Source organism: uncultured Succiniclasticum sp. (genome assembly GCF_902793885.1).
Lineage (GTDB): Bacteria > Bacillota > Negativicutes > Acidaminococcales > Acidaminococcaceae > Succiniclasticum.
Genome location: NZ_CADBFF010000022.1, coordinates 21,402 through 48,058, shown reverse-complemented (window position 1 = coordinate 48,058; position 26,657 = coordinate 21,402). Strand labels below are relative to the sequence as shown.

Sequence of the window (26,657 nt, the reverse complement as noted above, 5' to 3'; positions counted from 1 at the left end):
TCCGTTTCGGATTATACTATATAGAAGTACTTATGTCAATAGGGAGATTGTAAATCTCACATCTTTTTTTGCTTCAAATGCTCGCTAACAAACAAAAAAACAGCCGGGAAAATACCCGACTTCACAAGAAGGCTCGAACGAGCCCTTTTTGCCCGAAAAACGAGCCCTCGTCATTATGCCGCTGCAATCCGTATCAAAGACGTAGTGCAGTTTTCATATACGGTTTTATTGATACTTCCGTCAACAAACGCTGATGTATCGCCGGCAACCAGTAAATCACACATCAGATAAATAATGTCGCGGCTGGTAAAATGGGCCCCGGCTTCTTCATTGTAGGATTCAGAAAACCTTTGTACCAGATTTTCAAAGATGTAGCCCATGTCAACAGAACTGATCTTGTCAGGGCTCATATCGGCTTTTTTGTCATTTAGGTCAGTAATTACTTGGTATAACGCCCCAGCTTCCACCATGCGCTTGATTTGGTCGTCGAAATTCATTCTGGCCAAAATATCCAGAACATTGTCAGAAAAACCGTTTATGTAGGCTCTGAAATTGTCTTCAATACTGTTTGGGTCGGCCAGCAGGGTTTTGAAAGTAAACGGACTTACATTATAGAAACCAAATTACAAAGTCAAACCCATCTTGGAAGACAGCCAGTTAGCCGTATTACTGCAAAAACTATTTTCTTTGAAAGAGAATGGTACTACTGTTAAGAATCAGTTATTCTTTTATCTGGCCCTTATTACTGGAGCCAGGTCGGGAGAACTTCTGGCTTTGACATGGAATGATATTGATTATACTGGCAAGAAGATCACCATCTCAAAAGACATATATACCAAAGGAACAAAGACCTTGGTTCAAAACAGAACCAAAGGTATGGAAGCCCGGACTGTATATTGTGATGATTTCTGCATAGACCTACTTAATAAGCATAAGCAGTATCAGCTGGAATGGTTGAAAAGTCGCAATATGGCCAACCCCAATCTTTATGTATTTATTAAAAGAACCATAAAACAAGGCTCTCATCCAGAAGCTGAACTCCCCAGCAGAAGCAGTTTTCATCATTTCATGAGGAAGTTTTTAATCAAGAACAATCTCCCTGTTATTGATGTCCATGGATTCAGGCGTATGGCAGCCAGTTATTCTGTCAACAACCAAGTACCTTTAACCACTGTCCAAACAATGCTGGGCCATAAAAGTCTCTCCACCACCATGATCTATCTCAGAACCTTAAACAACAGTCGCAAAGAGAGTGTGGAAGCTTTATCCAACACCTATAAGCAACTTATGGAAGGAACTTCTGAAGATAAACCAGAAGGAGATCAGCCCAAACAATAAAAGCAACCCCTGGCCTTGATTTATCAAAGTCAGGGGTTTATTATTGGTGATCCCGGGCAGATTCGAACTGCCGACCCTACGCTTAGGAGGCGTATGCTCTATCCAACTGAGCTACGGAACCATGTCAACCTTATTATATTCTATTTGCAGATAATCTACAACAGTTCAGTGCAAATATAGTCTCTCTTCAAAAACTTTCACGAAAGTTTCACGATTCCTATATTTGCAACATTGAGGTGGGGTCATCAAACCAGCATGATTACTGGATTTGTGAATTTTGAAATCTTCTTAGAGCATTGTCTTAGGAGGCGGTTGCTCTATCCAGCTGAGCTACGGAACCATATAAAACAATTTAAAATTTTATAAACGCACGCGTTGCATACAGCGTACATAAAGAGAGAAAATGCCGGTTTGTTGCCGGCATTTTGATTGTTACAAATTTTCCGCCATGCCGGGGGGCATGCTCCATTCCACCCGCACATCAATGGCGACCCACATACGGGTCAGGCAAAGCTGAAAGTTTTCCAGGCTTTCCAGCGGCTGCAGCGTTACTTCCTGAAAATCCCGGATGGTGGGGCCCACACAAACCTTAAACGTGTGGGGCTCCGCCAGATACTTTTCCACCGCCGCCCTGGGTTCTTCCACCCCCAGATGCACAGCTGCGGATTTGGTATCCGGATCATATTCAATATATCCATAATTTCCGTGATAGTTGATTGTCACGGTAAATTTTTCCATCATAGTGCCCCTCCTCAAAATTCCATATTATTATATCAAAGAATGGGCAATTTAACAATATCCTTACCTAAAATCTTTAGCAAGTCAGGTAAAGCTGAAAAATCCATTGCAACAGGAACAGCAAAGAACTCACAAAGCCGTTTCATGTAAAAACGATACTTCTTATTCTTCGTCTTCCTGCCGCGGCGCCGGACGAAGCCGTTGCTCCATGGGAATTTTTTCCATATTTTCCGCCGCTGCCAGCTGGGCCTGTTCGTACAGCAGACTCTGGGAGCTGATTTCTTTTCCCTTTCCGGCCACGACTCTCCGGTAGTTGCCGTTGCTCTGCATCATGTGGGCGCCCACGTTGTCCTCCAGGTACAGCTGCAGGATGCTCTTGATCCGTTTGATATGCTCTTCCGTTTCCACCGGGAAGAACAGCTCCACGCGGTCGTTCAGGTTACGGGGCATCCAGTCGGCGCTGCTCATGAAGAGCTGCTCGTCGCCGTTGTTGGCGAACCAGAAGATACGGCTGTGCTCCAGCTGCCGCCCCACAATACTGCGCACGGTAATATTGTCGCTGATGCCTTCCAGACCGGGGCGCAGGGTGCAGATGCCCCGGACGATCAGTTCAATTTCCACGCCCGCCATGGACGCTTCATACAATTTCTGAATGACCGGCTGGTCCAGCAGGGAGTTCATCTTGGCAATGATGTGACCCTCCCCGCCTTCTTTCACGATGCGGATCTCATTATCCACCAGTTCATAGATTTTTTCCCGCAGCCCAATGGGCGCCATTACCAGCTTGTTCCAGACAGGCGCCTTGGAGTAGCCGGAAAGCAGATTGAAAAACGCGGAGGCGTCGCTGCCGAACTGGTCGTTAGCCGTCATCAGGCCCATGTCGGTGTACAGCTTGGCCGTGCTGTCGTTGTAGTTGCCGGTGCCCAGATGCACGTAGCGTTTGATGCCGTCGGGTTCCTGCCGCACAACCAGAATGATCTTCGCATGGGTCTTCAATCCCACCAGACCGTAGATTACATGGGCGCCGGCTTTTTCCAGACGGCGGGCCCAAATGATGTTGTTCTCTTCATCAAAGCGGGCCTTCAGCTCTACCAGTACCGTGACCTGCTTGCCGTTTTCTGCAGCCCGGGCCAGCGCCGCCACAATGGGCGAATTGCCGCTGACGCGGTACAGGGTCTGCTTGATGGCCAGCACCTTGGGGTCGTTGGCCGCATCGCTGACAAACTTCACCACCGGGTCGAAGCTTTCGTAGGGATGGAACAGTAAAATATCTTTTTCTTTCAGACGGTCAAACAGATTGTCGTACTCCGGCAGATCTTTCGGGCGCTGGGGTACAAAGGGTTCGTGGAGCCAGGGCCACATCTTATCCAATGACACGAATTTAAAGAAACAGGTAGCGTCCAACGGTCCGGAAATCTCATAGATTTCCTCATCCGTCAGGTCCAGATTGTCTTCCAAGAATTTTTTGATGCTGTTATTGCCGGTCTTGGCGATCTCCAACCGGCGGGCCGCGCCCCGTTTTCGCTGCCGCAGGGATTTTTCGATTTCCCGCAGCAGGTCTTCAATATCGTCCTCATCTACATCCAGGTCGCTGTCCCGGGTAAGGCGGAAAGGTACCACGTCCAGGATCTGGCAGCCCCGGAACAGGTATTTGCAATGAATGGTGATCAGTTCTTCCAGATAGATAAACGTGCGCTTTTCTTCTACCGGGATTTCAATCAGGCGGGGCAGCAGGGACGGTACCTGCACCACGCTCATGCTCTCTTCCCCGTCTACCGTGATCAGCTGCACGGCCAGGTTCAGGGTTTTATTGCCCAGGAACGGGAACGGACGGGAGGCATCCACCGCCATGGGCGTCAGCACCGGGTACACCACTTCCTGATAATAATTCTCCAGCCACTCTTTCCCTTCGTCGCTGCATTCTTCGATGGTTTTGATTTCCGGTCCGCCGGCTTTTTTCAAATCCTCCAGCACATCCGTCAGGATTTTGCTTTCCAGTTTCATCTGCTCATGGGCCGCCTGGGAGATCATCCGCAGCTGTTCCCGCACCGTCAGCCCGGAAGGATCCTTACTGGTGACGCCGTTTTCATACTGATCCCACAGTCCGGCCACCCGGACCATGAAAAATTCATCCAGGTTGGAAGATGTGATTGCAATAAACTTCAGCCGTTCCAGTATCGGCGTGGTTTTCACTTCCGCTTCCCGCAGCACCCGCAGGTTAAATTTCAGCCAGCTCAGCTCCCGGTTGAAGAAATACTCCGGCCGTTTCAGGTCCGCTTTGCTGACTTTTACCGCTTTTGCCGCCGCGGTTTTGTCTGCCGTTTTCTCCTGCGCGGAAACGCCGGCCGCTGCGTTTTTAATCCGTTTTTTCACAACTGCCGCCGCTTTTTTTACTGCGGTTGCCGTTTTCTTTTCAGCCGCCACTACATCGCGTTTCGTTTTGATTCCCGTTTTATTTTTACTTTCGCTCATAATGATTCCACCCGTTCCAGACGTACTTTAAATCCGTATACTTCTTCCATCATCAACACTTTGGAAGCAAAGGTCCACTCTTCCAGATCCAGATCCGCCTTGCTGACCACTGCAATGGTCAGTTCCCGGTTGTGAAGGGTAACCTTGCACTGCTGGATCTTCTGCATATAGCTCCGGTCCAGCGCATCCGCAAGCCGGATGATAGCAGATAATTTTGCCACCACGGGAACCAGCTCGCTTTTCAGTTCCGGCACCCGTTTTTCGTCACGCTCCAATACGTTATGGGCATGATAGTAAGAAGCCATGGCGATGATCTGTTTGTCTTCTTCCGTAAAGCCCAGCAGGTCGGTGCCCATGATCAGCTGATAGGAATACAGGGAATGGCTGCGCATGGAAACATATTTCCCGATATCGTGCAGGATGGCCGCCGCCCGTAACAGCAGCCGGCAATGATCGTCCAGCCCGTACTTTTTCCCGATCCGGTCAAAGATGATCAGCGCCAGCCGTTCCACCTGGGTCACATGCCGGTAATCGTACTCATAATCTTCCCCTACATGGTGGACGAGGCTCATTTTTTCCTCTTCCAGCATGTGGGTGTAATTCTCGTCCTTCTCACGGATGATCCGCAGTAAGATCAGCCCGTCCAGGAAGGTATCATTGGTAATGATGATTTCCTTGGCCGAAGGCGCCAGGTCCAGCAGTTTTTCATACAGCAGCACCATGGGCAGCACCAGTTCCGCTTCCGTTTCCGTCAGATGATAGGTCTTCAGCAGCTGGGGCAGGTTCAGTTTGCGGACCTTGTCAAAGAATTTCCGGAACTCTTCCGTCGTGACGCGCTGCACGTTATTCTTGTTGCGGATGCCCATCACCTTTAAGAGCAGTTCCGTTTCCGTTCCGGAAAGCACCAGATATTTGACCGCCTGCCCTTCCAGCGCCTTGCGCACCGGCCCCATGGTACTGGACAGGAACTGCATCAGCGCCTTGTTGAAATGCAGGCTGCTGCGCTGATAGTTATTAAAGCTTTCTTTGATCCGGATGATGCCGATATGGAAATTCTCCTGGAATTTGATCTGCTCGTCCTGTAACAGGGTGACACCCAGGCCGCCGGAGGAAATATCCAGCAGCATGATGCCCTTTTCGCTGGAGATGTGCTGGTCCCTGACGGTTTTACGGATGGCCACATACTTTGTATAAATTTCCATGGGCATTTCCGTGACAGTCACGTCCAGTCCGGTCCGCAGTTTGATCTGGTCCAGCATGAACACTTTGTTGCTGGCTTCCCGAACAGCCGTGGTGGCCTGCGCCGTATACACATCCGTGCCGTACTCCTGCATCAGTTCCTTAAATCCCTGCAGCACCTGGCAGATTTCTTCTACCATGGAAAAGGGAATGCTTTTGTTTTTGAAGGCTTCTTCCCCCAGGCGGATGGGGTATTCGCATTGCTCGATGACCTTGATGCGGCTCAGGCTGCGATATTCCACAATTCGCAGGCGTAGCATCTCCGACCCCAGATGGATCGCCGCCAGTGTGGTATAAGTTTTCCGTTTCATAAAAATTCTCCGTACCTTTTATATTGATGATTTGTATCGTGACGATTTTTTTCGCGACAATTTAGTAATAAACCAATCAACAGAACGTCCGCGTTCGCCGGTTCCTGTTGCAGCAGGCGCACGCGAGCGCAAATGCATCAGCGTTTTTTGAACAAATGCATCGGCGCTTACTGAATATCTGCAAATAACTATCATTTAGATTTTCGACAAATGTTAAAAAAATCCTTGTATATAGAAGCAGAATTTAAATTTTTTTATAAAACTCCCTACAAAATATCCGACAGCCTGCGCTTCTCCACAAAAACGCGAAGTGGATTTTGTCATTTTGGCAGAATGGGTTATAATATTGATAAGAAAACGTAAATGATCCTGCAATAAAAACATCGTATCAATTACAGGTAATTGCCGGAAACAGTTTGGGGAGACATATTATGCAGAGAATTGCAATCATCGACATCGGCTCTAACTCGGCCCGTCTTGTCATCAGTCATATTTATAAAAGTGGCGCCTACAACATGGTCTTCAATCAGAAAGAAATGCTGCGGCTTGCCCAGAAAACAGAAGGCGAAGGGCTGCTTTCCAAAGAAGCCTTCGACAGCACGCTGCAGGTCATGCAGTCTTTTGCTTACATGTGCCGGCAGTATAAGACAGACAAGATCATCGCCGTAGCCACGGCCGCCATCCGCAATGCCAAAAACGGCAGCCAGCTGACCAATGAAGTATTTGAAAAGACCGGAATCCGGCTTCATATTATTTCCGGAAACATGGAAGCGCAGCTCAGTTATCTGGGCGTTATCAACACCCTGCCCATGAAAGACGGTATCATCTTTGACCTGGGCGGCGGCTCCACAGAACTGATTCTGTTCCGGAACCGGAAACTGGTGGAGTCCGTTTCCATCCCGCTGGGAGCCGTAAACACAACGGATATTTTCCATATCCGCGATACAATGCCGCCATCGGCCTACAGCGACATCAACTTCTTTATCTCTACCCGTATGGAACAGTATCCCTGGCTGAAAGACGCCAGCCTGCCCCTGATCGGTGTCGGCGGCACGGCCCGTACCGTTGCCAAGATGATCCAGCGGAGCCGGAATTATCCATCCAGCCGGATTCACAATTACATCTTCAGCGCCCAGAGCTTCCGCACGCTGTTTAAAAAGCTGCAGGGCACCACGCTGGAAGAACGCATGAACATTCCCGGCCTGTCGGAAGAACGCGCGGACATCATCCTCGCCGGCGCATCGATTATCAACTGCCTGCTGGCGCAGACAAAAAGCAAGCGCATCATTACCTCGGGCTGCGGCTTGCGGGAAGGCCTGTTTTACGATTATTATGCCAAAACCAACAACGTGCCCCTGATTGCCGAGGACATTCTGAAAGAAAGTACCCAGAACGTTTTGCGTCTTTTCTCCGTAAATATCGAACACAACCGGCACGTGGCTGCGCTGGCCTTATCCATGTTTGACGGCTGGCACGGGCTGCACGGGCTGGGCAAACAGTACAAAAAGCTGTTAAAGACCGCCGCGCTGCTCCACGACATTGGCATCACCATCAATTATTACAGTCACGCCCGCCACTCCTCGTACATGATTTTAAACGCCAAGATTTTCGGCCTGACCCATGCGGAGCAGATGCTTTGCGCCGTCATTGCCGGCTGGCACAACGGCATTGCCAAACGGTATTTTAAAAATCACGCCTACCGCTCCCTGCTGCGGGAAAAGGACTGGGATATCGCAGGCAAACTGGCATTGCTTCTCGCGCTGGCGGAAAGCCTTGACTACTCGGAAAGCAATACCATCACCGCCATCATCCCCGATTACGACAGCACAGCCGCCACACTGGAAATTCACACGACAGAAAATGCCGCCATCGAAATGCAGCAGATTAAAACGCTGGAAGAATGGTTTGTAGAAACCTTTTGCCTGCCGCTCCGGACAATTATCAAAACCGAAACGCCGGAAGCCTGAGGTCGTTGCAAAAAGTCCGGCAAAAAAATTGCAACCTAACTGCCCTGTGTATGAGCAAGCAACCATTGCAGCCGTTGAACACAAAACCAAAAACAAAATTCCCGGAGTCCGCTTCCGCGCTGATACCGAAGCAGGCGTTCCGGGAATTATTATTTTGATTTTTGTTTTTCAGGGAAATCCGAAACTGCCAATCCGGTCAGTATTCCGGGAAGATGCGGATTATTATTTCTTCCTCAGTCTTTTTTCACCGGCTGCACTTCAAACATACGGCTCCAGGGAAGCTTGAAATCATATTCCTTTGCCACAGACCCCATCACCGGTTCCGCAACTTTGATGATGCTTTCTTTGATAGCAGCTTCGGCAATACGCTTCTGTTCCGGAGTAAAACCGGAATTCGGCATCTGCTTCGGCCAGATGACATGTTGATACACGTCCATCCGGGCATTCGCCTGATAGGCCCAGTCGTCCAGGTAACGTACGGTCAGCAGGTCCTTCGCCGCGTTCCCTTCATAGAACGGGGATTCCATTCCCTGAGCCAACGCAAAGCCCAGGGTATTGCCGGAGGTATTCCATCCGCCGTAGGCTGCAACCTGGTACGCAAGCCCACGCCGGAACAGTTCTTTTACCAGCGCATTGTCGGCCCCATTACCGTACGCAGAGTCAGAGACGATCACCTTTTTGCCGCGTTCAATAAACGATTGCACTTTGTCCGCAAAGGCTTTGGTGTTTTTATCCGCAACCCCGTTGTTCTTCGCATCGGAAGCTTCCAGTGTCTTTCCGTTATACGGGGTGTTGACCAGCAAAACATAATCTGCCGTAGCCGCATTCTTTGACGGGAATGCCCCCGCCGCAAAAATATGCTGTCTGGCCGATTCCGCCACAGTATCGTCTTCATATGTAGGAACCGTCTCTCCGCCCTTGCCGTTCCCAAATTCCGTATATACCAGCGGCGTGGTGAAGGTGAGCCGGTTGGCCGCCTGGGTCAGCAGTACCAGGCCCAGCTGGTCGGCGCCGGAGAAGAAACGGATTTTCGAATTGGAGAAATTGCTTACCAGGGAAGACATGTAACGGGCTTCCTTGTGAGCCTGGGACAGGGGACTGGTGTCGTCGCGTCCCACCAGCAGGTAATTGAAGCTGTCGCTTTCAATCCCGTGCAGCAGCAATTCCGATGTGCGGATATTGGTCCGCCGGCGATCGTAATAATCTGCAATCACATTACGGGGAATCGTGCGATTCAGTTCCTGTAACTCCTTATTCTCTTTCCGAGACAGTCCCTGCAATTCGACTTTATCCCGCAGGGCTCCATGCCGGAACAGTTTGCCGCCCCACTCCTGATAATACACCGGTTCCACAGGCGCGGCGCTGGCTTTGGGCGAGCGCATAATCGTCACAAAGACATAGATGTCGGGAGAATGTACCTTCTTCTTCAGGGAAAGAAGCCGTTCTACCCGGGATTGCAGTACCGAAGGTTCGATATGGTGGGTCCGGGAATCCACCAGGCCGCCGTAAATCAGCGCGTCAGCGCTGGCCACCACAGCTATCGCTTTCGTTGTATTCTGCTCCAGCCATTCCAGCAGCTTGTCAGGCTGACCGTCCCGATCAGCAGAAGAAAGCAGTTCCTCCGGAGGAACCATTATATCCCATCCCGCAGCCTTCATGGTGGCAACAGTGTAATCTTTGCATACCGGCCGGGTATCCATGGGAACATAGACCATGGTTCCCCTGCTTTTCACCGCAGCATGATCCTGCAGTGTTTCCTTTGCCGCAGATTCTTTTACATTCTCTGCTTTCCCTGCCGCACCGGCCGGTTCCGCGGCCAGCGCCGCACTCCCCGACAACAACAGGCATCCCAGCAGAAAACCGGTTACCGCCTTTTTCATTCCGTCACATCCCCACATGATGAAACTTCAGGGAGCGCCGTCTCCACGGGCTCCCTGTTGTATTTTTCCATAAAACTAAGGAAACACTGATTAATTCGTCTGTACGCTGACCGGTGCTTTTTGCGACTGACTGCGTCAATGTCCCTCAAAGCAGCTACGGCTGCGCCTTCGGGCCATTTCCTTGTCAGTCACAAAAAGCCCTCGGACATCGCACAAACTCATTTAATCAGCGTCTCCCTAAATCTGTTATCCTGCGCGTCTGATACTATTTTGCATACGTCGCCGCGGTGTTATCCTTCAGCAATACGTCATGGGCTCCGCCTTCCACAATGGATGTTGCGGAAACCAGGGTCAGTTTCGCCTTGTCGCGCAGTTCGCCCAGGTTCAGGGCGCCGCAGTTGCACATGGTGCTGCGAATCTTGGCCAGGGTCAGGTTCACGTTGTCCTTCAGGCTGCCTGCGTAGGGAACATAGGAGTCCACGCCTTCTTCAAAGGACAGCTTCTGGGAACCGCCCATATCATACCGCTGCCAGTTCCGGGCACGGTTGGAACCTTCGCCCCAGTATTCTTTCATGTAGCTGCCGTTCACGTTGACCTTGTTGGTGGGGCTTTCATCGAAGCGGGCGAAATAACGGCCCAGCATCAGGAAGTCCGCGCCCATGGCCAGGGCCAGGGTCATATGGTAATCGTAGACGATGCCGCCGTCGCTGCAGACGGGAACATACACACCGGTTTCTTTGAAATATTCGTCACGGGCTTTGCAAACGTCAATCAAAGCGGTAGCCTGCCCGCGGCCGATACCTTTGGTCTCGCGGGTGATGCAGATGGAGCCGCCGCCGATGCCGACCTTGACAAAGTCAGCGCCGCAGTCTGCCAGGAAGCGGAAGCCTTCCGCGTCAACCACATTGCCGGCGCCTACTTTCACTTTGTCGCCGTAGTGATCGCGAATCCATTTCAGCGTAATCTTCTGCCATTCGGAGAAGCCTTCGGAAGAGTCGATGCACAATACGTCCGCTCCTGCTTCCACCAGAGCCGGTACCCGTTCCGCGTAGTCCCGGGTGTTGATGCCGGCGCCAACCACGTGGCGTTTCTTATCGTCCAGCAGTTCCAGCGGATACTCTTTATGGGATACATAGTCCTTGCGGAATACCATATACAGCAAGCGGCCGTCATCGTCAATGATGGGCAGCGTGTTCAGCTTGTTGTCCCAGATGATGTCGTTGGCCTGCTGCAGGGTGGTATCCTTTTTGCCTACGATCAGTTTGCTGATGGGCGTCATGAAGTCCCGCACCTTCGTATCCAGATCCATGCGGCTGACACGGTAGTCGCGGCTGGTGACGATGCCTTCCATCTTTCCGTTTACCGTTCCGTCACTGGTAACGGCAACGGTGGAATGACCGGTCTTTTCCTTTAACGCCAGCACATCTTTCAGCGTGCTGTCCGGCGTAATGTTGGAATCGCTGACGACAAAGCCGGCGCGGTGGCTCTTCACGTTCCGCACCATCTGCGCTTCGTCCTCTATGGTCTGGGAGCCGTAAATGAAAGAGCAGCCGCCTTCCCTGGACAGGGCCACAGCCAGTTTGTCATTGGAAACAGACTGCATGATGGCGGAGACCATGGGAATATTTAAACTGATAGCCGGTTCTTCACCTTTTTTGAATTTCACCAGCGGGGTGACCAGCGTCACATTATCGGGAATACATTCGGAAGAAGAATACCCCGGTACTAACAGATACTCACTAAAGGTATGCGCAGGTTCATCGTAATAAAAAGCCAATGGTAACACCTTCCCTTCTTTGAAATATTTTAAGGAATATAATAACACAAAACAGCAAATATTGCAAAGGATTTTGTGCGGAAATTTCCATGAATACAAAACAAGTTGCTTCTAACGAAAACACCGCCTGCATCCCTGCAGATTCTTACTTCCGGAACAACGCGCGCCAGGCAATATCCTTCCGGTAATGTGCATTTTCGAAACGAATCTTTTCCACGGCCCCGTAGGCTGCGTTTTTGGCGCTCTTAATATCTTTGGCCAGTGCGGTTACACCCAGCACACGACCGCCGGCGGTCACAACCTTGCCGTCCTTTTCTTTGGTTCCGGCGTGGAACACCACCACGTTTTCCATCGCGCCGGCTTCTTTTAACCCGGTAATCACCTTCCCGTTCTCATAAGAACCCGGATATCCGCCGGACGCCATGACCACGCAGACGGTAGCCTGGTTCTTCCATTTTACCATGGAAGCATCCAGTGTACCCGTGGCGCAGGCCAGCATAATCTGTACCAGATCGCTGTCCAGCAGGGGCAGCACCACCTGGGTCTCCGGATCGCCGAACCGGCAGTTGAACTCTACCACTTTCACGCTGTCGCCTTTGATCATCAGGCCGGCGTACAGACAGCCGCAATAGGTTCTGCTTTCCTTATTTAATGCGGCAATCACCGGTTTCAAAATGGTTTCTTCCGCCTTGATGCGCAGGGCTTCGGTCATCACCGGAGCCGGAGCATAAGCCCCCATACCGCCGGTATTGGGGCCTTTGTCCCCGTCGTTGACGCGCTTATGATCCTGAGACGCCACCATCGGCACTACGATCTTGCCGTCGGTAAACGCCAGCAGGGAGGCTTCCTCGCCTTCCATGAACTCTTCCAGCACCACCCGGGCGCCGGCTTCGCCGAATTTATGATCCGCCATCATGTCATCAATGGCAGCCATCGCTTCTGCTTTGGTCATGGCCACCACCACGCCCTTGCCGGCCGCCAGTCCGTCCGCCTTCACAACGATAGGCGCGCCCTGTTCTTCCACAAAGGCTTTGGCAGAGTCAATGTCTGTACAAACCTTAAACGCCGCAGTGGGAATATGGTACTTCTGCATCAGATTTTTGGAAAACGCTTTGGAACCTTCCAGCTCCGCCGCGTTCTTGTTGGGCCCGAAAATCGGCAGTCCCCGGGAGCGGAACACATCGGCGATACCTGCCACCAGCGTAGCCTCCGGCCCCACCACCGTCAGATCGATGCTTTGCTCTTCCGCATAATCCGCAATCTCATTCAGGTCATTCAAATTTAAGGAAACACATTTGCATTTGGGAAGTTCCGCGATGCCGGGGTTGCCCGGTACCACGCGGATACTCTGCACCAGGGGGCTTTGGGCGATTTTCCATGCCAGGGCATGTTCCCGGCCGCCGCCGCCAATTAACAAAATATTCATGAATCACGCCTCACAGTTACTAATTTTGAGAGTGGATGTGCCGCAGTTACATTCCTGCAGCCGCGCCTTCCCGGCACTACCGTTCTGTCGCGCATTCCCCTCAATTTTTTTCTTATTTTTCCAGCTGTTTCTGCAGATAGCCGGTAATCATGGCATCATATTCGGAAGTATGTTTGAATGCTTCCATAGCCAGGGATTTTCTTGTTTTCAGGTCGATGTCACCGTCTTTCTTCAGCATATCCATCAGCTTGCCGTAGCGCTCCGGATTGGTGATGATCACCACGTCGCGGAAATTCTTGGCCGAGGCCCGCACCATGGCCGGCCCGCCGATATCAATATTCTCAATGGCCTCCGCTTCCGTTACGCCCGGCTTTTCAATGGTCTGCTTGAACGGATACAGGTTGACCACCACCAGATCGATGGGGGTAATGCCGTGCTCTTTCATCTGGGCCATGTGTTCCGGATTGCTGCGCACACCTAAAATCGCGCCGTGGATCTTCGGGTTCAGGGTCTTTACCCGGCCGTCCATGATTTCCGGGAACCCGGTCACGTCGCTGACATAGGTTACGGGGATGCCCGCGTCCTTAATGGCTTTCATGGTGCCGCCGGTAGAGATGATCTCCACCCCGTTCTCATGGAGGAACGCAGCCAGTTTGGTAATGTCCTTTTTGTCGGAAACGCTCAATAACGCTCTCTTGATTTTCATACGTACTCCTCTCTGCCTTCTACCTTACTTATCCTTTTACGTTCTCAAATTCTCTCAAAACTGAATTCAAAACGAATCTGTAAATTTACGTCGCAACAGCAACGCGAACTATCAAAACTAATTTTATCTTGCTACATAAACCTTCCGGCCCTTGATGGTCAGTTTGCCGTCTGCCCAAAGCTGGATCGCTTCCGGCAGGGCCTTATGTTCTTCTACTAATATACGGGCCGCCAGGGTCTCTTCCGTGTCATCGTCCAGCACCGGCACAACCTTTTGTAAAATGATGGGGCCCGTGTCCGTGCCTTCGTCTACAAAATGCACCGTGCAGCCTGCCACCTTAACACCGTAGTCCACCGCCTGGCCCTGGGCGTCCAGCCCCTTGAAGCTGGGCAGCAGCGCCGGATGGATATTGATGATCTTATGTTCCCAGCGGCTGATGAAATGCCCGGTGAGGATACGCATGAACCCGGCCAGCACCACCACTTCCGCGCCGGCTTCCCGCAGCGCCGCATCAATTTTGTCTTCAAACTCTGCTTTGTCCTTGCAGCCTTTCCGTTCCACTACCGCCGTGGGGATGCCGGCTTTGGCCGCCCGTTCCAGGGCAAAGGCTTCTTTGTGGTCGCTGACCACTACGGCAATCTCTACATTTAATTTGCCTTCCGCAATGTGGTCGATGATGGACTGGAGGTTGCTGCCCCGCCCGCTGACCACTACGCCGATTTTCTTACTCACCGAATACGCCGCCTTTCATCACCGTGGTCTTATGACCCGGAATTACCTTGCCCAGTTCGTAGAAGGTCTCTCCGTTTTCTTTCAGATGTTTCCGCACTGCGTCCGCTTCCGCCGGGTCAACCACCAGCACCATGCCTACGCCCATGTTGAACGTGCGGTACATTTCCTTATCCGGCACGTTGCCCCACTCCTGCAGTTTTTTGAATACAACGGGAACGTCCCAGGCGTCCGCACGGACTTCCGCATCGCAGTCCTCCGGCAGAATCCGGGGAATATTATCATAGAAACCGCCGCCGGTAATGTGCACCATGCCGTGGATATCAAACTTTTGAATCAGCGGCAGGCAGGTCTTCGGATACAGCCGGGTAGGCGTCAGCAGTTTTTCACCCAGGGTGCAGCCGAATTCCGGAATGGGGGTATCTACCGTAAACTTCATTACATCAAAACAAATCTTCCGTACCAGGGAAAACCCGTTGGAGTGCACGCCGGAAGAAGGCAGACCCAGTAAAATGTCTCCGGCCTTAACCTTTTCCCCGGTAATCATCTTGCTGCGTTCCGCCACGCCTACGCAGAAGCCGGCAATGTCATATTCATCTTTTGCGTAAAAGCCGTGCATCTCCGCGGTCTCGCCGCCGATCAGGGCACAGCCGCTTTCCCGGCAGGCGTTCGCCACGCCTTTGACGATGTCCGCCACCTTCTGGGAATCCACCTTGTCCACCGCGATGTAATCCAAAAAGAACAGCGGCTCCGCACCCTGCACCAGGATGTCGTTGACGCACATGGCTACCGCGTCCTGGCCGATGGTACTGTGATTATTGGTGAGAAACGCAAATTTTAATTTTGTGCCCACGCCGTCCGTACCGGACACCAAGATGGGTTCTTTGTACTTTTTCGTGTCCAACGCAAACAGACCGCCAAAGCCGCCCAGGTCGCCGATGACCTCCGGCCGGTAACTGGCCCGCACGCTGTCCTTCATCAGTTCTACCGCACGGTTGCCGGCGTCAATGTCAACACCAGCGTCCGCATAGGTCAGCTGCTTTTTTTCTTCGCTCATGAAAGCCTCCTGTCGTATTTTCCTGTAACAAACCCGATGGAATCGTTCCCTTTCTTTGTTATATCACATTGTGCCTGCAGACGAATGAATCAGCGTTTCCCTATCACGCCGCAGCACACGCTAGTCCTTATTCTCCGCGAACCGCCGCCAGCTTTGCCGCTTTGGCCGCCACTTCTTCCTGCATCTTCACCCGGTAGGCCGCCAGTTTTTCCACCAGCTCCGGATGGGCCACGGCCAGGATTTCCACAGCAAAGATGGCCGCGTTCTTCGCCCCGTCGATAGCCATGGTAGCTACCGGCACGCCGGAAGGCATCTGCACAAAACTCAGCAGCGCGTCCATGCCCTTCAGCGGACCGCCGCTAATGGGAATCCCGATGACCGGCAGCGTGGTATAGGCCGCAATGACGCCGCCCAGATGAGCCGCCAGCCCCGCCGCCGCAATGATCGCTTCCACACCTCTGTCCCGGGCGCCGGCCGCAAATTCATGCACCTGGTCCGGCGTGCGGTGGGCGGAAGCCACCACCACTTCCACTTCTACACCAAACTCTTTCAGCGTTTTCTCCGCCGGCTCCAGAATGGGCCAGTCGGAATTGCTTCCCATAATGATGGCAACTTTCATTGTGATTTCCCCTTTTCCTTTGACAAAGAATACCCTGGCTGCAGATTTGTCTTTCATACAAAATGCAACAAATATACAAACCGCTTCATTCAAACAGCTTCATTCGCATTGTTTCCGCTGTGTAATCTCATTTAAGGTATACGAAAGAAACCTTACTTCAGCGTAAAGTTATTCATAGTAATTTTACCAACATGGCGGAACAGTGTCAATCAAATTGCAATAATTGTTACAGTAATGTTACATTATAATTAGTTATTAAAAAAAACGCAGCCCCGTATCTTTCAGATTTTTCTTCAGCGCCTTCATGAACTTCGGGCCGGGGTCCACTTTCCCGTGAAAGTAGCCCTGAACTTGTTCTTTATACAGCCCGCTTTTCTTCGCCACCGTCTGCTGGTAATGTCCCCACACGTAACGAATCGTGGGATATTTTTCCTGCAGGTAACGGATGAGCAAGATGTTGGCCTGCAACTGCTCCGGGGTCAGGTCTTCTTTTTTGTCAACGCCGCCCACGTTCTCGATCCCGATAGCGCACCAGTTATAGCCGATAGCATGACGGTCCAGCATCGTCTCCGGGGTCAGGCGGAAAATGGTGCCGTCCCGGTCCACCAGAAACTGGGAGCAGACATTCAGTGTTCCGTCTTGTCTGGCTTCCTTATAAAAATACTCATACACCCCGTCCGCCTCCGGCATCTCCGTCCAATGCACGACGACTGCCCGGGGAACGATTTCCGTAAATTCCTCTCCGTAATGCTGAAATGCATACTCGCGTGTCAGCTGTTTGCGATATTCCGTGAGGCGTACGGGCCGGTCAATGATTACCGGAGCGGTGACGGTGCGCAGCAAAACAGATGCAGGTTGCCGGATACTCTTACCTTCAGCCGCAACATTTTTCTCACTTGTCACAAAAGCCGGAACACAAAAGAATAACGCTAACAGCAATGATATCATCCATTTCATCATGCCGCCTCCTGACAAAAACTCATTTTGGCATACGACTTTCAATAGCAGACTGAATCAGCTTGCCTACCCGCGTTATAATCTCCATCGTAACAGACTTACTGCCAACGCCGCCAATTGCGGACATCGTTTTGCCGGATTCAGTATATGTTTTTGTATAAATATATTTGTTGTTGTTTATGTCAATAATCCGGAAAGGCAATGTCGTGTTGGCGATTTTCCCGGCAGCCAGCCAGCTTGACTTATCTTTCACCTGTACAGGAGTTACGCCCAGATACAGGAAATAATCCACACCACTGCCTGCCAGTGCAGCAATGACATCAGACCGTTCTGCACCCGCAAGATCTTCAATACCGGCTTCTGCCAGCATCGCTTTGCATTTTCTTCCGTCAACAAGTTCATAAGTTCGCATCGGTAACGCTGCATCCAGATATTCAAACAGTTTTTTATCAATGGCTTTATCGTACTTCGTTTTGGCATTGTTCTCATAGACAATTGCCACCACCGGCCTGCGGAAGCCGGGCGACATCTTTGCCTGCTCAAGGAAAATTCTGTCTGCCTTTTTTTGTGCAGACGGCGTATTGCCCACTGCACGGATCCGTTCCACAATGTCCCGGTCGTTCCAGCCCGCAAATACGGTTGTGCTGAAAGCCAGCAACACAAACATCAGTAACAGTGTCAGTATCTTTTTCATTTGCTTCTCCCCCTTGTCCGGACGCCCTCCATATGTATCTGTAAATTTCATAAATTCCTTGATGCGGCTTCCTGAAAACGATAACAGGCCTTTACCCTTGCCGAAGTCAATATTCTTTTTGACATGGGCTGGCCATTTCCTGTAAAATGACTGTGACAGTTATATTATATCACGATATACCACGAGGTCCATCATGAGCATAAAAGAAAATCAGCTGGCCGAACTGGCCGCGCAATTAACCATGTGCACTTCCTGTCATTTACGCAGCGATTGCCAGGCCCCGGTAGGCTGGTACGGCTGCCCGGACAGCCCCATCGTGTTTATCGGCGAAGGCCCCGGCGGCGTGGAGGATGACTACGGCTGTCCCCTGATCGGCCCTTCCGGCCAGCTGCTGGACAAAGCGCTGTGGTCTGTGCAGATGACACGGGACCGGGTGCTGACCAGCAACATCGTAAAATGCCGCCCCAAAGGGAACCGGACGCCGGACCTGGCAGAAGCGGACTACTGCGCCAAAATCTGGCTGGAGCGGGAACTGGCTATATTGCAGCCCAAGGTCATCGTGGCGCTGGGCAGCGTGGCCATGCACTATTTAGGCGACCCGACCATGCGCATCACCCGCCAGCGGGGCAAATGGTTCAAAACACAGCAGGGCTACGACTGCATCGCCACCTTCCATCCCTCTTACATTTTGCGCCAGTACGGCCACGCCCAGGTGCAGGCCAAGTGGGATGTCTATCACGATTTGCAGTTGGCCAGGGCCAAAGCGGTGGAAGCCTGTCCGGACTACAATTTGTGCTCGGAGAAACCGGTAGACCTGTTTGCGGAATATAAAAAGCGACAGTAAAAAAACACCGTCATGTGGCGGTGCTTCCTTGTTGCGCAATGGAAAAGGGCTGAACAAAATGCAGTGAAAAACTCCATTTTGTTACAGCCCCTTTTTTGGCCGCCTCTTCACACTTCCTGGGCGGGAATCCGTTTGATGTTTTTATTCTGTTTCGTTCCTTTGCCGTCAGGCTGGTCCTGTTTCTCTTTCGGCACAATTTTGATCTTTGTATCCCCGTCATGGAAGAAGTCATTCAGCAAGGCGTTGATCGCTTCCAGGAACATGTACACCAAAAACATCACCGCAATCTTTTCCAGCAGGTTGTCGAAGAAGGAAGAATCATCCCGGGATTTTGCGTTGCCGGAACGCCCGGGCGTCTCCCCTTTCTTCTTTTCCACTTCCGGGATCACGGTATTATTGGGCGCGGCTTCCGCCAGCTCCCATACCGCGGCAGTCCGGGGTACGGCAGAGGCGTAAGCAGATGCAGACATTGTCACGGTAGAAGCAAAAAACACAGACAGAGATAACAGGACAGGCAAAAACATCTGTTTTTTCAGTTTCATGTCAGTTCCCTCCGTATAAAAGCCGTTTCCATCAAGTATTCGACATATCACCAATACAACGTTAGAATTTAAGGAGACGCTGGTTAAGGAAACACTGATTAAATCCGTTTTGCAAAATAAACGGTAAGTAAAACTTCATTTTCTTTTCCTTATCCTATCTTATGCCTGTTGTGTGTTTTTTTCAAGGCATTTTTTTCCGCTATGTGAGATAGTGTGATATAATACTGATTAAGTTACAATGGACACAAATAAACAGAACAGGCAGGTTAAAGCAATGGCAATAAAAAAAGACGCAGCCAAACACTCTCACCGGAAAACGGAAAGCGCCGCCCCGATTTTGAATTACGATCCCGTCATCGTAAAAAAAGTACAGGAGCAGATGCTGGAAGAAAAACAGCTCAGCGCCGTTTCCGAATTTTTCAAAGTGCTGGGTGATGAGACCCGCATGAAGATCATCAACGCACTTTCCCATGGCGAACTCTGTGTCAGCGATATAGCCGCCGCGTTGGGAATGACCCAGTCCGCGGTCAGTCATCAGCTGAAACTGCTGCGGATGGCCAACCAGGTGAAGGCCCGCAGGGAAGGAAAAAGCATCTACTATTCCCTGGACGATCAGCACGTCATCGACATTCTGGAAGAAGCCCTCATCCATATCCGCCACAAAATCAGCGAAGCCGATTAAAGGAGGAACATCATGAAAGCAGATTGCGCGAACTGCCCCACCCACGCCTGTTACACCAAAGGCGTCAACTGCACGGGCGTAGCAGAAGAAGAAGTGAAGCAGGCCTACACGGAAGAGGAACTGAAAATCATGCAGGCCGCCGCGTATGTGGAAGGTACTTTTTACAGCAACATCACCCGCCTGCAGGAAATTGGCGAATTTGCCAGGACCATGGGCTATAAGAAACTGGGCATGGCCTTCTGCATCGGACTGAACGCCGAAGCCCGGTACATCGCCCGCTATTATAAACAGCAGGGATTTGAATTTTACAGTGTCTGCTGCAAAAACTGCAGCTTCGCCAAAAAGGAGTTTGGCCTGAAGCAGGTGAAACCGGAACTGGACCACGAAGCCATGTGCAACCCCAAATTCCAGGCACGCTTCTTAAAAGAAAAGGGCGTAGAACTGTTTATCATCTGCGGTCTCTGCGTGGGACACGACGCCATCTTTACCGCCAACTGCGACGGCCCGGTCACCTCGCTGGTCGTGAAAGACCGTCTGCTGGCCCATAACCCGTTGGGCGCCATCTATTCCCGGTACTGGAAACGCAAGCTGGGGATTATGGATGAAGATGAAGTATAAAATATAAGTTAAGTTTGGCAACGACATGATAATTCCACTAAAATTTCACTATTTTTACACTACGTTTCCTTATTTCCGGTCCGGTCACTTCAGTGACCGGACTTTTTTTGTAACTCCAGCAGTGACGCAGTTTCCCAGCCTGCTTTCTGTTATATATATAGACAGTTTATTTGTCTGTCTCCAGGTGGCACTTCTTTCGTTCATTTAATTGCTTTGTTCGGGAAAGCTGCCACTGCGCCGAGGCGAAAATTAGCGTTTTATAGCAAAAAACGCGGCCTCCCATTTCAGGCCAAACCGGCGGAGAAACCCAAAGCCTCCACACTTTTGCAGTTTGACAGTTGTATCTTACGGCTTCGCCTGTACAGACATATAAACTGTCTATCCTTTATACATTAAGAGGCAGCGGAATCAAACCACAGTATCCATGCAGGTTTGCGTTTCAAGGTTGGTCGTTTTTACGACCAACCCAGGGTAAAAGGCCTGAATAACATAAACGAGACACCATGCAGCCACAAGAACAGAATTCACAATATTCTGTTTCCTGTCGGCTGTTTTTCTACGCCGAAACACAATATCTTGTGTTTTTCTATTGACAGACCCACTAATTGTGTTATAATGGGTAGTACCAAGCGGGATAAAATCCCCATTGATGTTTGGAAACAAAGGAACGGTGCGGGAAACAGGAAACCGTTCTTTTGAAAACATCACAAAATCCGGTAAAAGAAGGTCGTTTTCATGAGCACAGTACGCATTTCAGGCAGCAAGAAGCATTCTTCCGTAAACGGTCCCGGAGTGCGTTACGTGTTGTTCTTCCAGGGCTGCCCCCACCACTGTCCGGGCTGCCAGAATCCGGAGACGCACGACCCCGTGGGCGGAACTGAGCAGAACGTGGCGGACGTAATTCAGGAAATTTTGCAGACCAAATACCTGGACGGCCTTACCTTTTCCGGCGGCGACCCGCTGCTGCAGCCTGAAGCCGTAATCGAAATCGCGAAGGCTGCTAAAAACGCGGGACTGAACATCTGGCTCTACACCGGCTGGACCTTTGAACAGATCCAAAAAGGCGCGGCGGGAGAAAAAGCCAAAGAAGCGCTGACACAGTTAGACGTTTTAGTTGACGGCCCCTTTGTGGAAAAGCTGAAAACCGGAAACGCCATATGGCGCGGCAGCGACAACCAGCGCCTCATCGACGTGCAGCGCTCCATAGCAGAGGGCAGTGTAATCGAATTACCGGAATCCAAAGTAAAGAAGTAATTGTTTTTTTCGGAGCTATAAAGAAAAGGCAAGAGCAAAACATCGGGAGCGAATGCGTGATGACATGAGACGAAATGAGCCGTCCGTGGTGAGGCTGTTTGAGGAGCGAAGCTCCGAGTTCCGAAGCCACAGGCGAACGAGTCCATGGAATAGCAATCGCGTACGGTTTTGCGATATCTTTTCTTTACAGCACAGACAACAAATGAAATTTATGAAAGAGAGAGGCAACACACATCATGACGTATTTTAAGAATGTAGTAAAACGTAACGGCATCACCGTACCCTTTGACGAGAAGAAAATTGAAAACGCGATCGCCAAAGCATTCATCGCCACCGGTGAAGTTGAAGCAAGAAACGTTTCCACCATCGCCGGCGCCATCACCCTGATGGTCATCACCAACCTGCGGGAAAACTCCCAGGAAATTCCTACCGTAGAGGATATCCAGGATCGCGTGGAATCCATGCTGATGAAATGCGATTACGTGAAGACCGCGAAAGCCTACATCTTATACCGTAAACAGCACCAGCAGGCACGTCACACCAAGAACACCCTGCTTGACTATAAAAAACTGGTAGACGGTTATATTGGAAAAGACAAAGACTGGCGCGTGAAGGAAAACTCCACCGTCACCCTGAGCGTGGGTGCGCTGATCCTCTCCAACTCCGGCGCCATCACTGCCAACTACTGGCTCAGCGAAATTTATGACGAAGACATTGCGGAAGCACACCGCAAGTGCTTCATCCATCTCCATGACCTGAGCATGCTCACCGGCTACTGCGCGGGCTGGAGCTTAAAGCAGCTGATCCAGGAAGGACTGGGCGGCGTTCCCGACCGTATCTCTTCGGCGCCGGCCAAACATTTAAGCACCCTCTGCAACCAGATGGTCAACTTCCTGGGCATTATGCAGAACGAATGGGCCGGGGCTCAGGCGTTCTCTTCCTTTGATACCTACCTGGCTCCTTTTGTAAAAGTGGATAACCTGGATTACAAAGAAGTGAAGCAGTGCATCCAGTCCTTCATCTACGGTGTAAACACTCCGTCCCGCTGGGGCACACAGGCTCCCTTCACCAACATCACCCTGGACTGGACCGTGCCCGATGACATGAAGGACATGCCGGCCATCGTGGGCGGCAAGAACATGGACTTCACCTACAATGACTGCAAGAAAGAAATGGAAATGGTGAACAAGGCATTCATCGAGACCATGATCGAAGGCGACGCCAACGGCCGCGGCTTCCAGTACCCGATTCCCACCTATTCCATTACCAAAGAGTTTGACTGGAGCGCCACGGAAAATAACCGTCTCCTGTTTGAAATGACAGCCAAATACGGCACGCCCTACTTCTCCAATTACATCAATTCCGACATGAAACCCTCCGACGTGCGCAGCATGTGCTGCCGTCTGCGTCTGGACCTGCGGGAACTGCGCAAGAAATCCGGCGGTTTCTTCGGCTCCGGCGAAAGCACCGGATCCATCGGCGTGGTAACCCTGAACCTGCCCCGTATCGCCTACCTGAGCCAAACGAAGGAAGAGTTCTATGCCACCCTGGACAAATATATGGACATCGCGGCCCGTTCCCTGTCGGTAAAACGTAAAGTCATCAGCCGCCTCATGGACGAGGGCCTGTATCCTTACACCCGCCGTTACCTGGGCACCTTTAAGAACCATTTCTCTACCATCGGCATGGTGGGCATGAACGAAGCCATCCTGAATGCCGCCTGGCTGAAAGACGAAAACATGACCACGGAAAAAGGCCGGGCCTTTGCCATCGAAGTACTGAACCACATGCGCACCCGCCTGTCCGATTATCAGGAACAGTACGGCGACCTGTACAACCTGGAAGCCACACCGGCGGAATCCACCTCCTACCGTTTCGCGAAACACGACACGGAAGAGTTCCCCGGCATCCTGACCGCGGCCAAAGAAGGCAATGCTCCCTACTACACCAACAGCAGCCATCTGCCGGTTGGTTACACGGACGACATCTTTGACGCGCTGGAACTGGAAGACGAACTGCAGACCCTGTACACCAGCGGCACCGTGTTCCACGGTTTCCTGGGCGAACGTCTGCCGGACTGGCAGTCTGCTGCAACCCTGGTACGCAAAATCGCACAAAACTTCAAGCTGCCCTACTACACCCTGTCCCCCACGTACTCCGTCTGTGCGGAACACGGTTACATCCGGGGCGAACACTTCACCTGCCCGAAATGCGGACGCAACGCGGAAGTGTACTCCCGCATCACCGGGTACTACCGTCCGGTTCGAAACTGGAACGACGGCAAGGTCAGCGAATTCCAGAACCGCAAGACCTACAATACCGAGCAGGTTCGCATTGACAGAGAGAACAAACTGGAATCTGACGCGGAAGTTTCCGCAAAGGTAGCTTACACGGAGCAGACGGCAGCTGACGCAGCGAAAAAAGCAGCCCTCTTCCCCAAGACCGCGGAAATCCCTGACAAGCAGATGATGGACGCCGCCAAAAACCTGGCCGCCAAAATCATGAGCAGCAGCAAAACCGCTTCCGGCATTCCCGCTAACGGAAAGCGCTACCTGATTTCCACTCACACCTGCCCCAATTGCAACATGGTGAAGAAGATGCTGCAGGAAGCCCATGTGGAATACACTCCGCTCTTCGCCGAAGAAGCCGAAGGAGCGGAAATGGCCAAGAAGTTTAATATCTGCGCCGTGCCCACATTAATTGATGAGACCGGCAACGAAACCAAACTTCTTTACAATGTAAACGAGATTAAAACCTACATTGACAGACTGCATTAAAAAATAAAACAACTGAGCTGTACAACTGGCATCACTGCCTGTTGTACAGCTCTTTAATTTATATTCAACAAAGCTGCAAAGGCTAAGGCATAAGCAAAACATCGGGGACGGTTGCGTAATTCCATGAGATGAAATTCGTCGTCGTGGCGAGACTGTTTGAGAGGCGAAGCCTCGAGTTTCGAAGCCACAGACGAATGAATCCATGGATTAGCAACCGTCCCCGGTTTTGCGCTGCCGTATCCTTGCAGCTTTTGATCACACTTGACGCATAAAACAATATCACTTTATCGCGCAGGATAAATTTTCCTGTACAAGGCGGAGGAGGAAGACGTAGTGAGACTATGTCGACTGACGACAACGCGGTACAGGGAAATTTAGACAAGCGAGAATTATCCTTTAAAGAACGTGCCGAATATCCCGCGTATCAGCGAAGCACCCAGATTGCCGCCCACCGACTTGCCTATGTTGCCGGCCACGGATCCGCCCAGGGTTTTCCCAACCTGACGGCCTACCGTACCCAATACGCTGCCGCCAACATTCTTAATCAAACGGTTTTTCTCCGCTTCTGCTTTTTGCGCTTCCCGGGCCGCTTCTTTTTCCGCTTTTTCCTTTGCCAGCGCCGCTTCCTTGGCTTCCTTTTCCGCAATTTTAGCCTGCTCGGCTGCCGCTTTGGCTTCTTCTGCTTCTTTCGCTTCCACCTGCTGCTGCCGCATCAGGAACTCATAGGCGGAATCACGGTCAAAATAATTGGAATACTTGGTATACAGCAGGCTGGCTTTTATAGCCTGGTCACGCTGCGCATCGGTAGCAGAACCCATGCTGCACTGAGGCGGCAGGATGGAAACCTTCTGCACCATGCCGGGGATACCGCCTTCTTCCAGGAAAGAAACCACAGCCTTGCCGGTACCCAGTTCCATAATCGTAGACGCCGTATCGAATTCCGGATTGGGACGGTAGGATGCCGCCGCCGCTTTCACAGCCTTTTGATCAGCGGGGGTATACGCCCGCAGCGCATGCTGTACCTTGTTGCCCAACTGTGCCAGTACGCCGTCCGGAATATCTTTCGGGCTCTGGGTGCAGAAGTAGATGCCCACGCCTTTGGAGCGGATCAGTTTCACCACCTGCTCAATCTTATCCAGCAGTGCTTTGGACGCGCCGGTGAACAGCAGATGCGCTTCGTCAAAGAAGAAGACCATCTTGGGTTTCGGCAGATCGCCCACTTCCGGCAGGGTTTCAAACAGCTCGGACATCATCCACAGCAGGAAAGTGGAATATAATTTCCCGTTGTTGATCAGGCTTCCGCTGTCCAGAATATTGATCATGCCTTTGCCGCAGTCCTGGGTCAGCCAGTCGGAGATGGAAAGAGCCGGTTCACCAAAGAACACGTCGCCCCCCTGGGTCTCCAACGCCACAATGGCACGGATAATCGCGGTGATGGAGGCGGGGCTCATCTTGCCGTACTCCCCTTCGAACTGCGCCCGGTGCTCATTGATATAATTCAGCATGGCTTTCAGATCTTTGGTATCGATCAGCAGCAGCTGGTTGTCATCGGCAATTTTAAAGACAATATTTAAAATCGAAGTCTGCAGGTCATTCAGTTCCAGAATCCGGCCCAGCAGCAGGGGACCGATTTCCGAAACGGTGGTACGCAGGGGAATGCCCTTCTGTCCGAAAATATCCCACAAGGTTACCGGACAGCCTTTGTATTCAAAGCCCGCTTCCGCCAGACCAAACTTCTGGATCCGCTTCTGCATGTCTTCCGTATTCACACCGGGGCACATCATGCCAGCCACATCGCCTTTCACATCGGCCATGAATACCGGAACACCCATGTCGCTGAAGCTTTCCGCCATCACCTTCAGGGTAATGGTTTTGCCGGTACCGGTAGCACCGGCTATCAAACCGTGGCGGTTTGCCATCTTCGGCAGAATAAAAATGTTCTCGCCTTTATCGTTATTTGCCACCCAGATTTTTCCGTCTTTTAACATGCTGCTTCCTCCTTCACGTTTTAGGAAACGCTGATTAATTCG

Annotated in this window: 21 protein-coding genes, 1 tRNA gene and 1 pseudogene; 7 read left to right on the top strand and 16 right to left on the bottom strand. The window is 51.4% G+C overall.

What is annotated here, in order from left to right; all coding sequences use genetic code 11:
- Window positions 1–266: 266 nt before the first annotated feature.
- Window positions 267–623: pseudogene (locus QZV31_RS13000) on the bottom strand (type I restriction-modification system subunit M N-terminal domain-containing protein); the annotation flags it as partial.
- 19 nt (window positions 624–642) lie between these two features.
- On the opposite strand from QZV31_RS13000, the gene QZV31_RS10485 reads away from it, so the two are divergent.
- A complete protein-coding gene (locus QZV31_RS10485; RefSeq protein WP_295360367.1) occupies window positions 643–1,338 on the top strand; it encodes a site-specific integrase in 696 nt (231 codons plus the stop codon).
- Between the two features lie 44 nt (window positions 1,339–1,382).
- Here the strand turns inward: QZV31_RS10485 and QZV31_RS10480 are convergent.
- From QZV31_RS10480 to QZV31_RS10465, 4 genes are all read right to left on the bottom strand, one after another.
- A tRNA-Arg gene (locus tag QZV31_RS10480) sits at window positions 1,383–1,459 on the bottom strand.
- 311 nt (window positions 1,460–1,770) lie between these two features.
- Window positions 1,771–2,079: a hypothetical protein gene (locus QZV31_RS10475; protein ID WP_295360364.1), complete on the bottom strand. Its 309-nt coding sequence runs from the start codon at window positions 2,077–2,079 to the stop codon at window positions 1,771–1,773.
- Between the two features lie 159 nt (window positions 2,080–2,238).
- A complete protein-coding gene (locus QZV31_RS10470; protein WP_295360361.1) occupies window positions 2,239–4,548 on the bottom strand; it encodes an RNA degradosome polyphosphate kinase in 2,310 nt (769 codons plus the stop codon).
- Entirely contained in the window at window positions 4,545–6,098 is a 1,554-nt protein-coding gene (locus QZV31_RS10465) for an HD domain-containing protein (protein ID WP_295360358.1), read from the bottom strand. The genes QZV31_RS10470 and QZV31_RS10465 overlap by 4 nt, the downstream gene beginning before the upstream one ends.
- 431 nt (window positions 6,099–6,529) lie before the next feature.
- Between QZV31_RS10465 and QZV31_RS10460 the strand changes: the two genes are divergently transcribed.
- Window positions 6,530–8,065, top strand: a complete 1,536-nt coding sequence (locus tag QZV31_RS10460; RefSeq protein WP_295360355.1) for a Ppx/GppA phosphatase family protein — start codon at window positions 6,530–6,532, stop codon at window positions 8,063–8,065.
- Window positions 8,066–8,298: 233 nt separating this feature from the next.
- Here QZV31_RS10460 and QZV31_RS10455 read toward each other — a convergent pair whose 3' ends face one another.
- The 9 genes from QZV31_RS10455 to QZV31_RS10415 form a co-directional block, all read right to left on the bottom strand.
- Window positions 8,299–9,945, bottom strand: coding sequence for a DUF4127 family protein (locus QZV31_RS10455; protein WP_295360353.1), 1,647 nt, complete (start codon window positions 9,943–9,945; stop codon window positions 8,299–8,301).
- A 265-nt stretch (window positions 9,946–10,210) separates the two neighbouring features.
- A complete protein-coding gene (locus QZV31_RS10450; RefSeq protein WP_366508717.1) occupies window positions 10,211–11,722 on the bottom strand; it encodes an IMP dehydrogenase in 1,512 nt (503 codons plus the stop codon).
- Between the two features lie 145 nt (window positions 11,723–11,867).
- A complete protein-coding gene (purD, locus tag QZV31_RS10445; protein ID WP_295360348.1) occupies window positions 11,868–13,148 on the bottom strand; it encodes a phosphoribosylamine--glycine ligase in 1,281 nt (426 codons plus the stop codon).
- Between the two features lie 112 nt (window positions 13,149–13,260).
- Window positions 13,261–13,854 (bottom strand): IMP cyclohydrolase, encoded by a 594-nt coding sequence (locus QZV31_RS10440; RefSeq protein ID WP_093730246.1) that lies wholly within the window; start codon window positions 13,852–13,854, stop codon window positions 13,261–13,263.
- A gap of 123 nt (window positions 13,855–13,977) precedes the next feature.
- Window positions 13,978–14,586, bottom strand: a complete 609-nt coding sequence (gene purN / locus QZV31_RS10435) for a phosphoribosylglycinamide formyltransferase (protein ID WP_295360345.1) — start codon at window positions 14,584–14,586, stop codon at window positions 13,978–13,980.
- Window positions 14,579–15,640: a phosphoribosylformylglycinamidine cyclo-ligase gene (gene purM, locus QZV31_RS10430; protein WP_295360343.1), complete on the bottom strand. Its 1,062-nt coding sequence runs from the start codon at window positions 15,638–15,640 to the stop codon at window positions 14,579–14,581. Before purM ends, purN begins: the two co-directional genes overlap by 8 nt.
- A gap of 127 nt (window positions 15,641–15,767) precedes the next feature.
- Complete coding sequence (gene purE / locus QZV31_RS10425; RefSeq protein ID WP_093730326.1) at window positions 15,768–16,259, bottom strand: 5-(carboxyamino)imidazole ribonucleotide mutase; 492 nt, start codon at window positions 16,257–16,259, stop codon at window positions 15,768–15,770.
- 255 nt (window positions 16,260–16,514) lie between these two features.
- Window positions 16,515–17,219, bottom strand: a complete 705-nt coding sequence (locus QZV31_RS10420) for a peptidoglycan recognition family protein (protein WP_295360340.1) — start codon at window positions 17,217–17,219, stop codon at window positions 16,515–16,517.
- Window positions 17,220–17,238: 19 nt separating this feature from the next.
- Entirely contained in the window at window positions 17,239–17,910 is a 672-nt protein-coding gene (locus tag QZV31_RS10415; RefSeq protein WP_295360337.1) for a hypothetical protein, read from the bottom strand.
- A 193-nt stretch (window positions 17,911–18,103) separates the two neighbouring features.
- Here QZV31_RS10415 and QZV31_RS10410 point away from each other — a divergent pair, with 193 nt between their 5' ends.
- Window positions 18,104–18,754, top strand: a complete 651-nt coding sequence (locus QZV31_RS10410) for a uracil-DNA glycosylase (protein ID WP_295360334.1) — start codon at window positions 18,104–18,106, stop codon at window positions 18,752–18,754.
- A gap of 107 nt (window positions 18,755–18,861) precedes the next feature.
- On the opposite strand, the gene QZV31_RS10405 is transcribed toward QZV31_RS10410, so the two are convergent.
- Window positions 18,862–19,296 carry a hypothetical protein gene (locus QZV31_RS10405; RefSeq protein WP_295360332.1) on the bottom strand — a complete coding sequence of 145 codons (435 nt, stop codon included), beginning with the start codon at window positions 19,294–19,296 and terminating at the stop codon, window positions 18,862–18,864.
- A 274-nt stretch (window positions 19,297–19,570) separates the two neighbouring features.
- Between QZV31_RS10405 and QZV31_RS10400 the strand changes: the two genes are divergently transcribed.
- From QZV31_RS10400 to QZV31_RS10385, 4 genes are all read left to right on the top strand, one after another.
- Window positions 19,571–19,978 carry a metalloregulator ArsR/SmtB family transcription factor gene (locus tag QZV31_RS10400; RefSeq protein ID WP_295360329.1) on the top strand — a complete coding sequence of 136 codons (408 nt, stop codon included), beginning with the start codon at window positions 19,571–19,573 and terminating at the stop codon, window positions 19,976–19,978.
- 12 nt (window positions 19,979–19,990) lie between these two features.
- A complete protein-coding gene (locus tag QZV31_RS10395) occupies window positions 19,991–20,596 on the top strand; it encodes a DUF1847 domain-containing protein (protein WP_295360326.1) in 606 nt (201 codons plus the stop codon).
- 735 nt (window positions 20,597–21,331) lie between these two features.
- Window positions 21,332–21,850, top strand: a complete 519-nt coding sequence (nrdG, locus tag QZV31_RS10390) for an anaerobic ribonucleoside-triphosphate reductase activating protein (protein WP_295360324.1) — start codon at window positions 21,332–21,334, stop codon at window positions 21,848–21,850.
- A gap of 236 nt (window positions 21,851–22,086) precedes the next feature.
- Window positions 22,087–24,627 (top strand): ribonucleoside triphosphate reductase, encoded by a 2,541-nt coding sequence (locus QZV31_RS10385; protein ID WP_295360321.1) that lies wholly within the window; start codon window positions 22,087–22,089, stop codon window positions 24,625–24,627.
- Window positions 24,628–25,016: 389 nt separating this feature from the next.
- Here the strand turns inward: QZV31_RS10385 and QZV31_RS10380 are convergent, their stop codons facing one another.
- Window positions 25,017–26,615 carry a helicase HerA-like domain-containing protein gene (locus QZV31_RS10380; protein WP_295360318.1) on the bottom strand — a complete coding sequence of 533 codons (1,599 nt, stop codon included), beginning with the start codon at window positions 26,613–26,615 and terminating at the stop codon, window positions 25,017–25,019.
- Between the last annotated feature and the right edge of the window lie 42 nt (window positions 26,616–26,657).

Bases quoted from the DNA above. Each gene is read 5' to 3' on its own strand.
- QZV31_RS10460 (WP_295360355.1), top strand. From the start codon at position 6,530: ATGCAGAGAATTGCAATCATCGACATCGGCTCTAACTCGGCCCGTCTT.
- QZV31_RS10385 (WP_295360321.1), top strand. From the start codon at position 22,087: ATGACGTATTTTAAGAATGTAGTAAAACGTAACGGCATCACCGTACCC.
- QZV31_RS10475 (WP_295360364.1), bottom strand. From the start codon at position 2,079: ATGATGGAAAAATTTACCGTGACAATCAACTATCACGGAAATTATGGA.
- QZV31_RS10420 (WP_295360340.1), bottom strand. From the start codon at position 17,219: ATGATGAAATGGATGATATCATTGCTGTTAGCGTTATTCTTTTGTGTT.
- QZV31_RS10465 (WP_295360358.1), bottom strand. From the start codon at position 6,098: ATGAAACGGAAAACTTATACCACACTGGCGGCGATCCATCTGGGGTCG.
- QZV31_RS10405 (WP_295360332.1), bottom strand. From the start codon at position 19,296: ATGAAACTGAAAAAACAGATGTTTTTGCCTGTCCTGTTATCTCTGTCT.
- QZV31_RS10470 (WP_295360361.1), bottom strand. From the start codon at position 4,548: ATGAGCGAAAGTAAAAATAAAACGGGAATCAAAACGAAACGCGATGTA.
- purD (WP_295360348.1), bottom strand. From the start codon at position 13,148: ATGAATATTTTGTTAATTGGCGGCGGCGGCCGGGAACATGCCCTGGCA.
- QZV31_RS10410 (WP_295360334.1), top strand. From the start codon at position 18,104: ATGAGCATAAAAGAAAATCAGCTGGCCGAACTGGCCGCGCAATTAACC.
- QZV31_RS10440 (WP_093730246.1), bottom strand. From the start codon at position 13,854: ATGAAAATCAAGAGAGCGTTATTGAGCGTTTCCGACAAAAAGGACATT.
- purE (WP_093730326.1), bottom strand. From the start codon at position 16,259: ATGAAAGTTGCCATCATTATGGGAAGCAATTCCGACTGGCCCATTCTG.
- purM (WP_295360343.1), bottom strand. From the start codon at position 15,640: ATGAGCGAAGAAAAAAAGCAGCTGACCTATGCGGACGCTGGTGTTGAC.
- QZV31_RS10455 (WP_295360353.1), bottom strand. From the start codon at position 9,945: ATGAAAAAGGCGGTAACCGGTTTTCTGCTGGGATGCCTGTTGTTGTCG.
- nrdG (WP_295360324.1), top strand. From the start codon at position 21,332: ATGAGCACAGTACGCATTTCAGGCAGCAAGAAGCATTCTTCCGTAAAC.
- QZV31_RS10395 (WP_295360326.1), top strand. From the start codon at position 19,991: ATGAAAGCAGATTGCGCGAACTGCCCCACCCACGCCTGTTACACCAAA.
- QZV31_RS10415 (WP_295360337.1), bottom strand. From the start codon at position 17,910: ATGAAAAAGATACTGACACTGTTACTGATGTTTGTGTTGCTGGCTTTC.
- QZV31_RS10400 (WP_295360329.1), top strand. From the start codon at position 19,571: ATGGCAATAAAAAAAGACGCAGCCAAACACTCTCACCGGAAAACGGAA.
- QZV31_RS10380 (WP_295360318.1), bottom strand. From the start codon at position 26,615: ATGTTAAAAGACGGAAAAATCTGGGTGGCAAATAACGATAAAGGCGAG.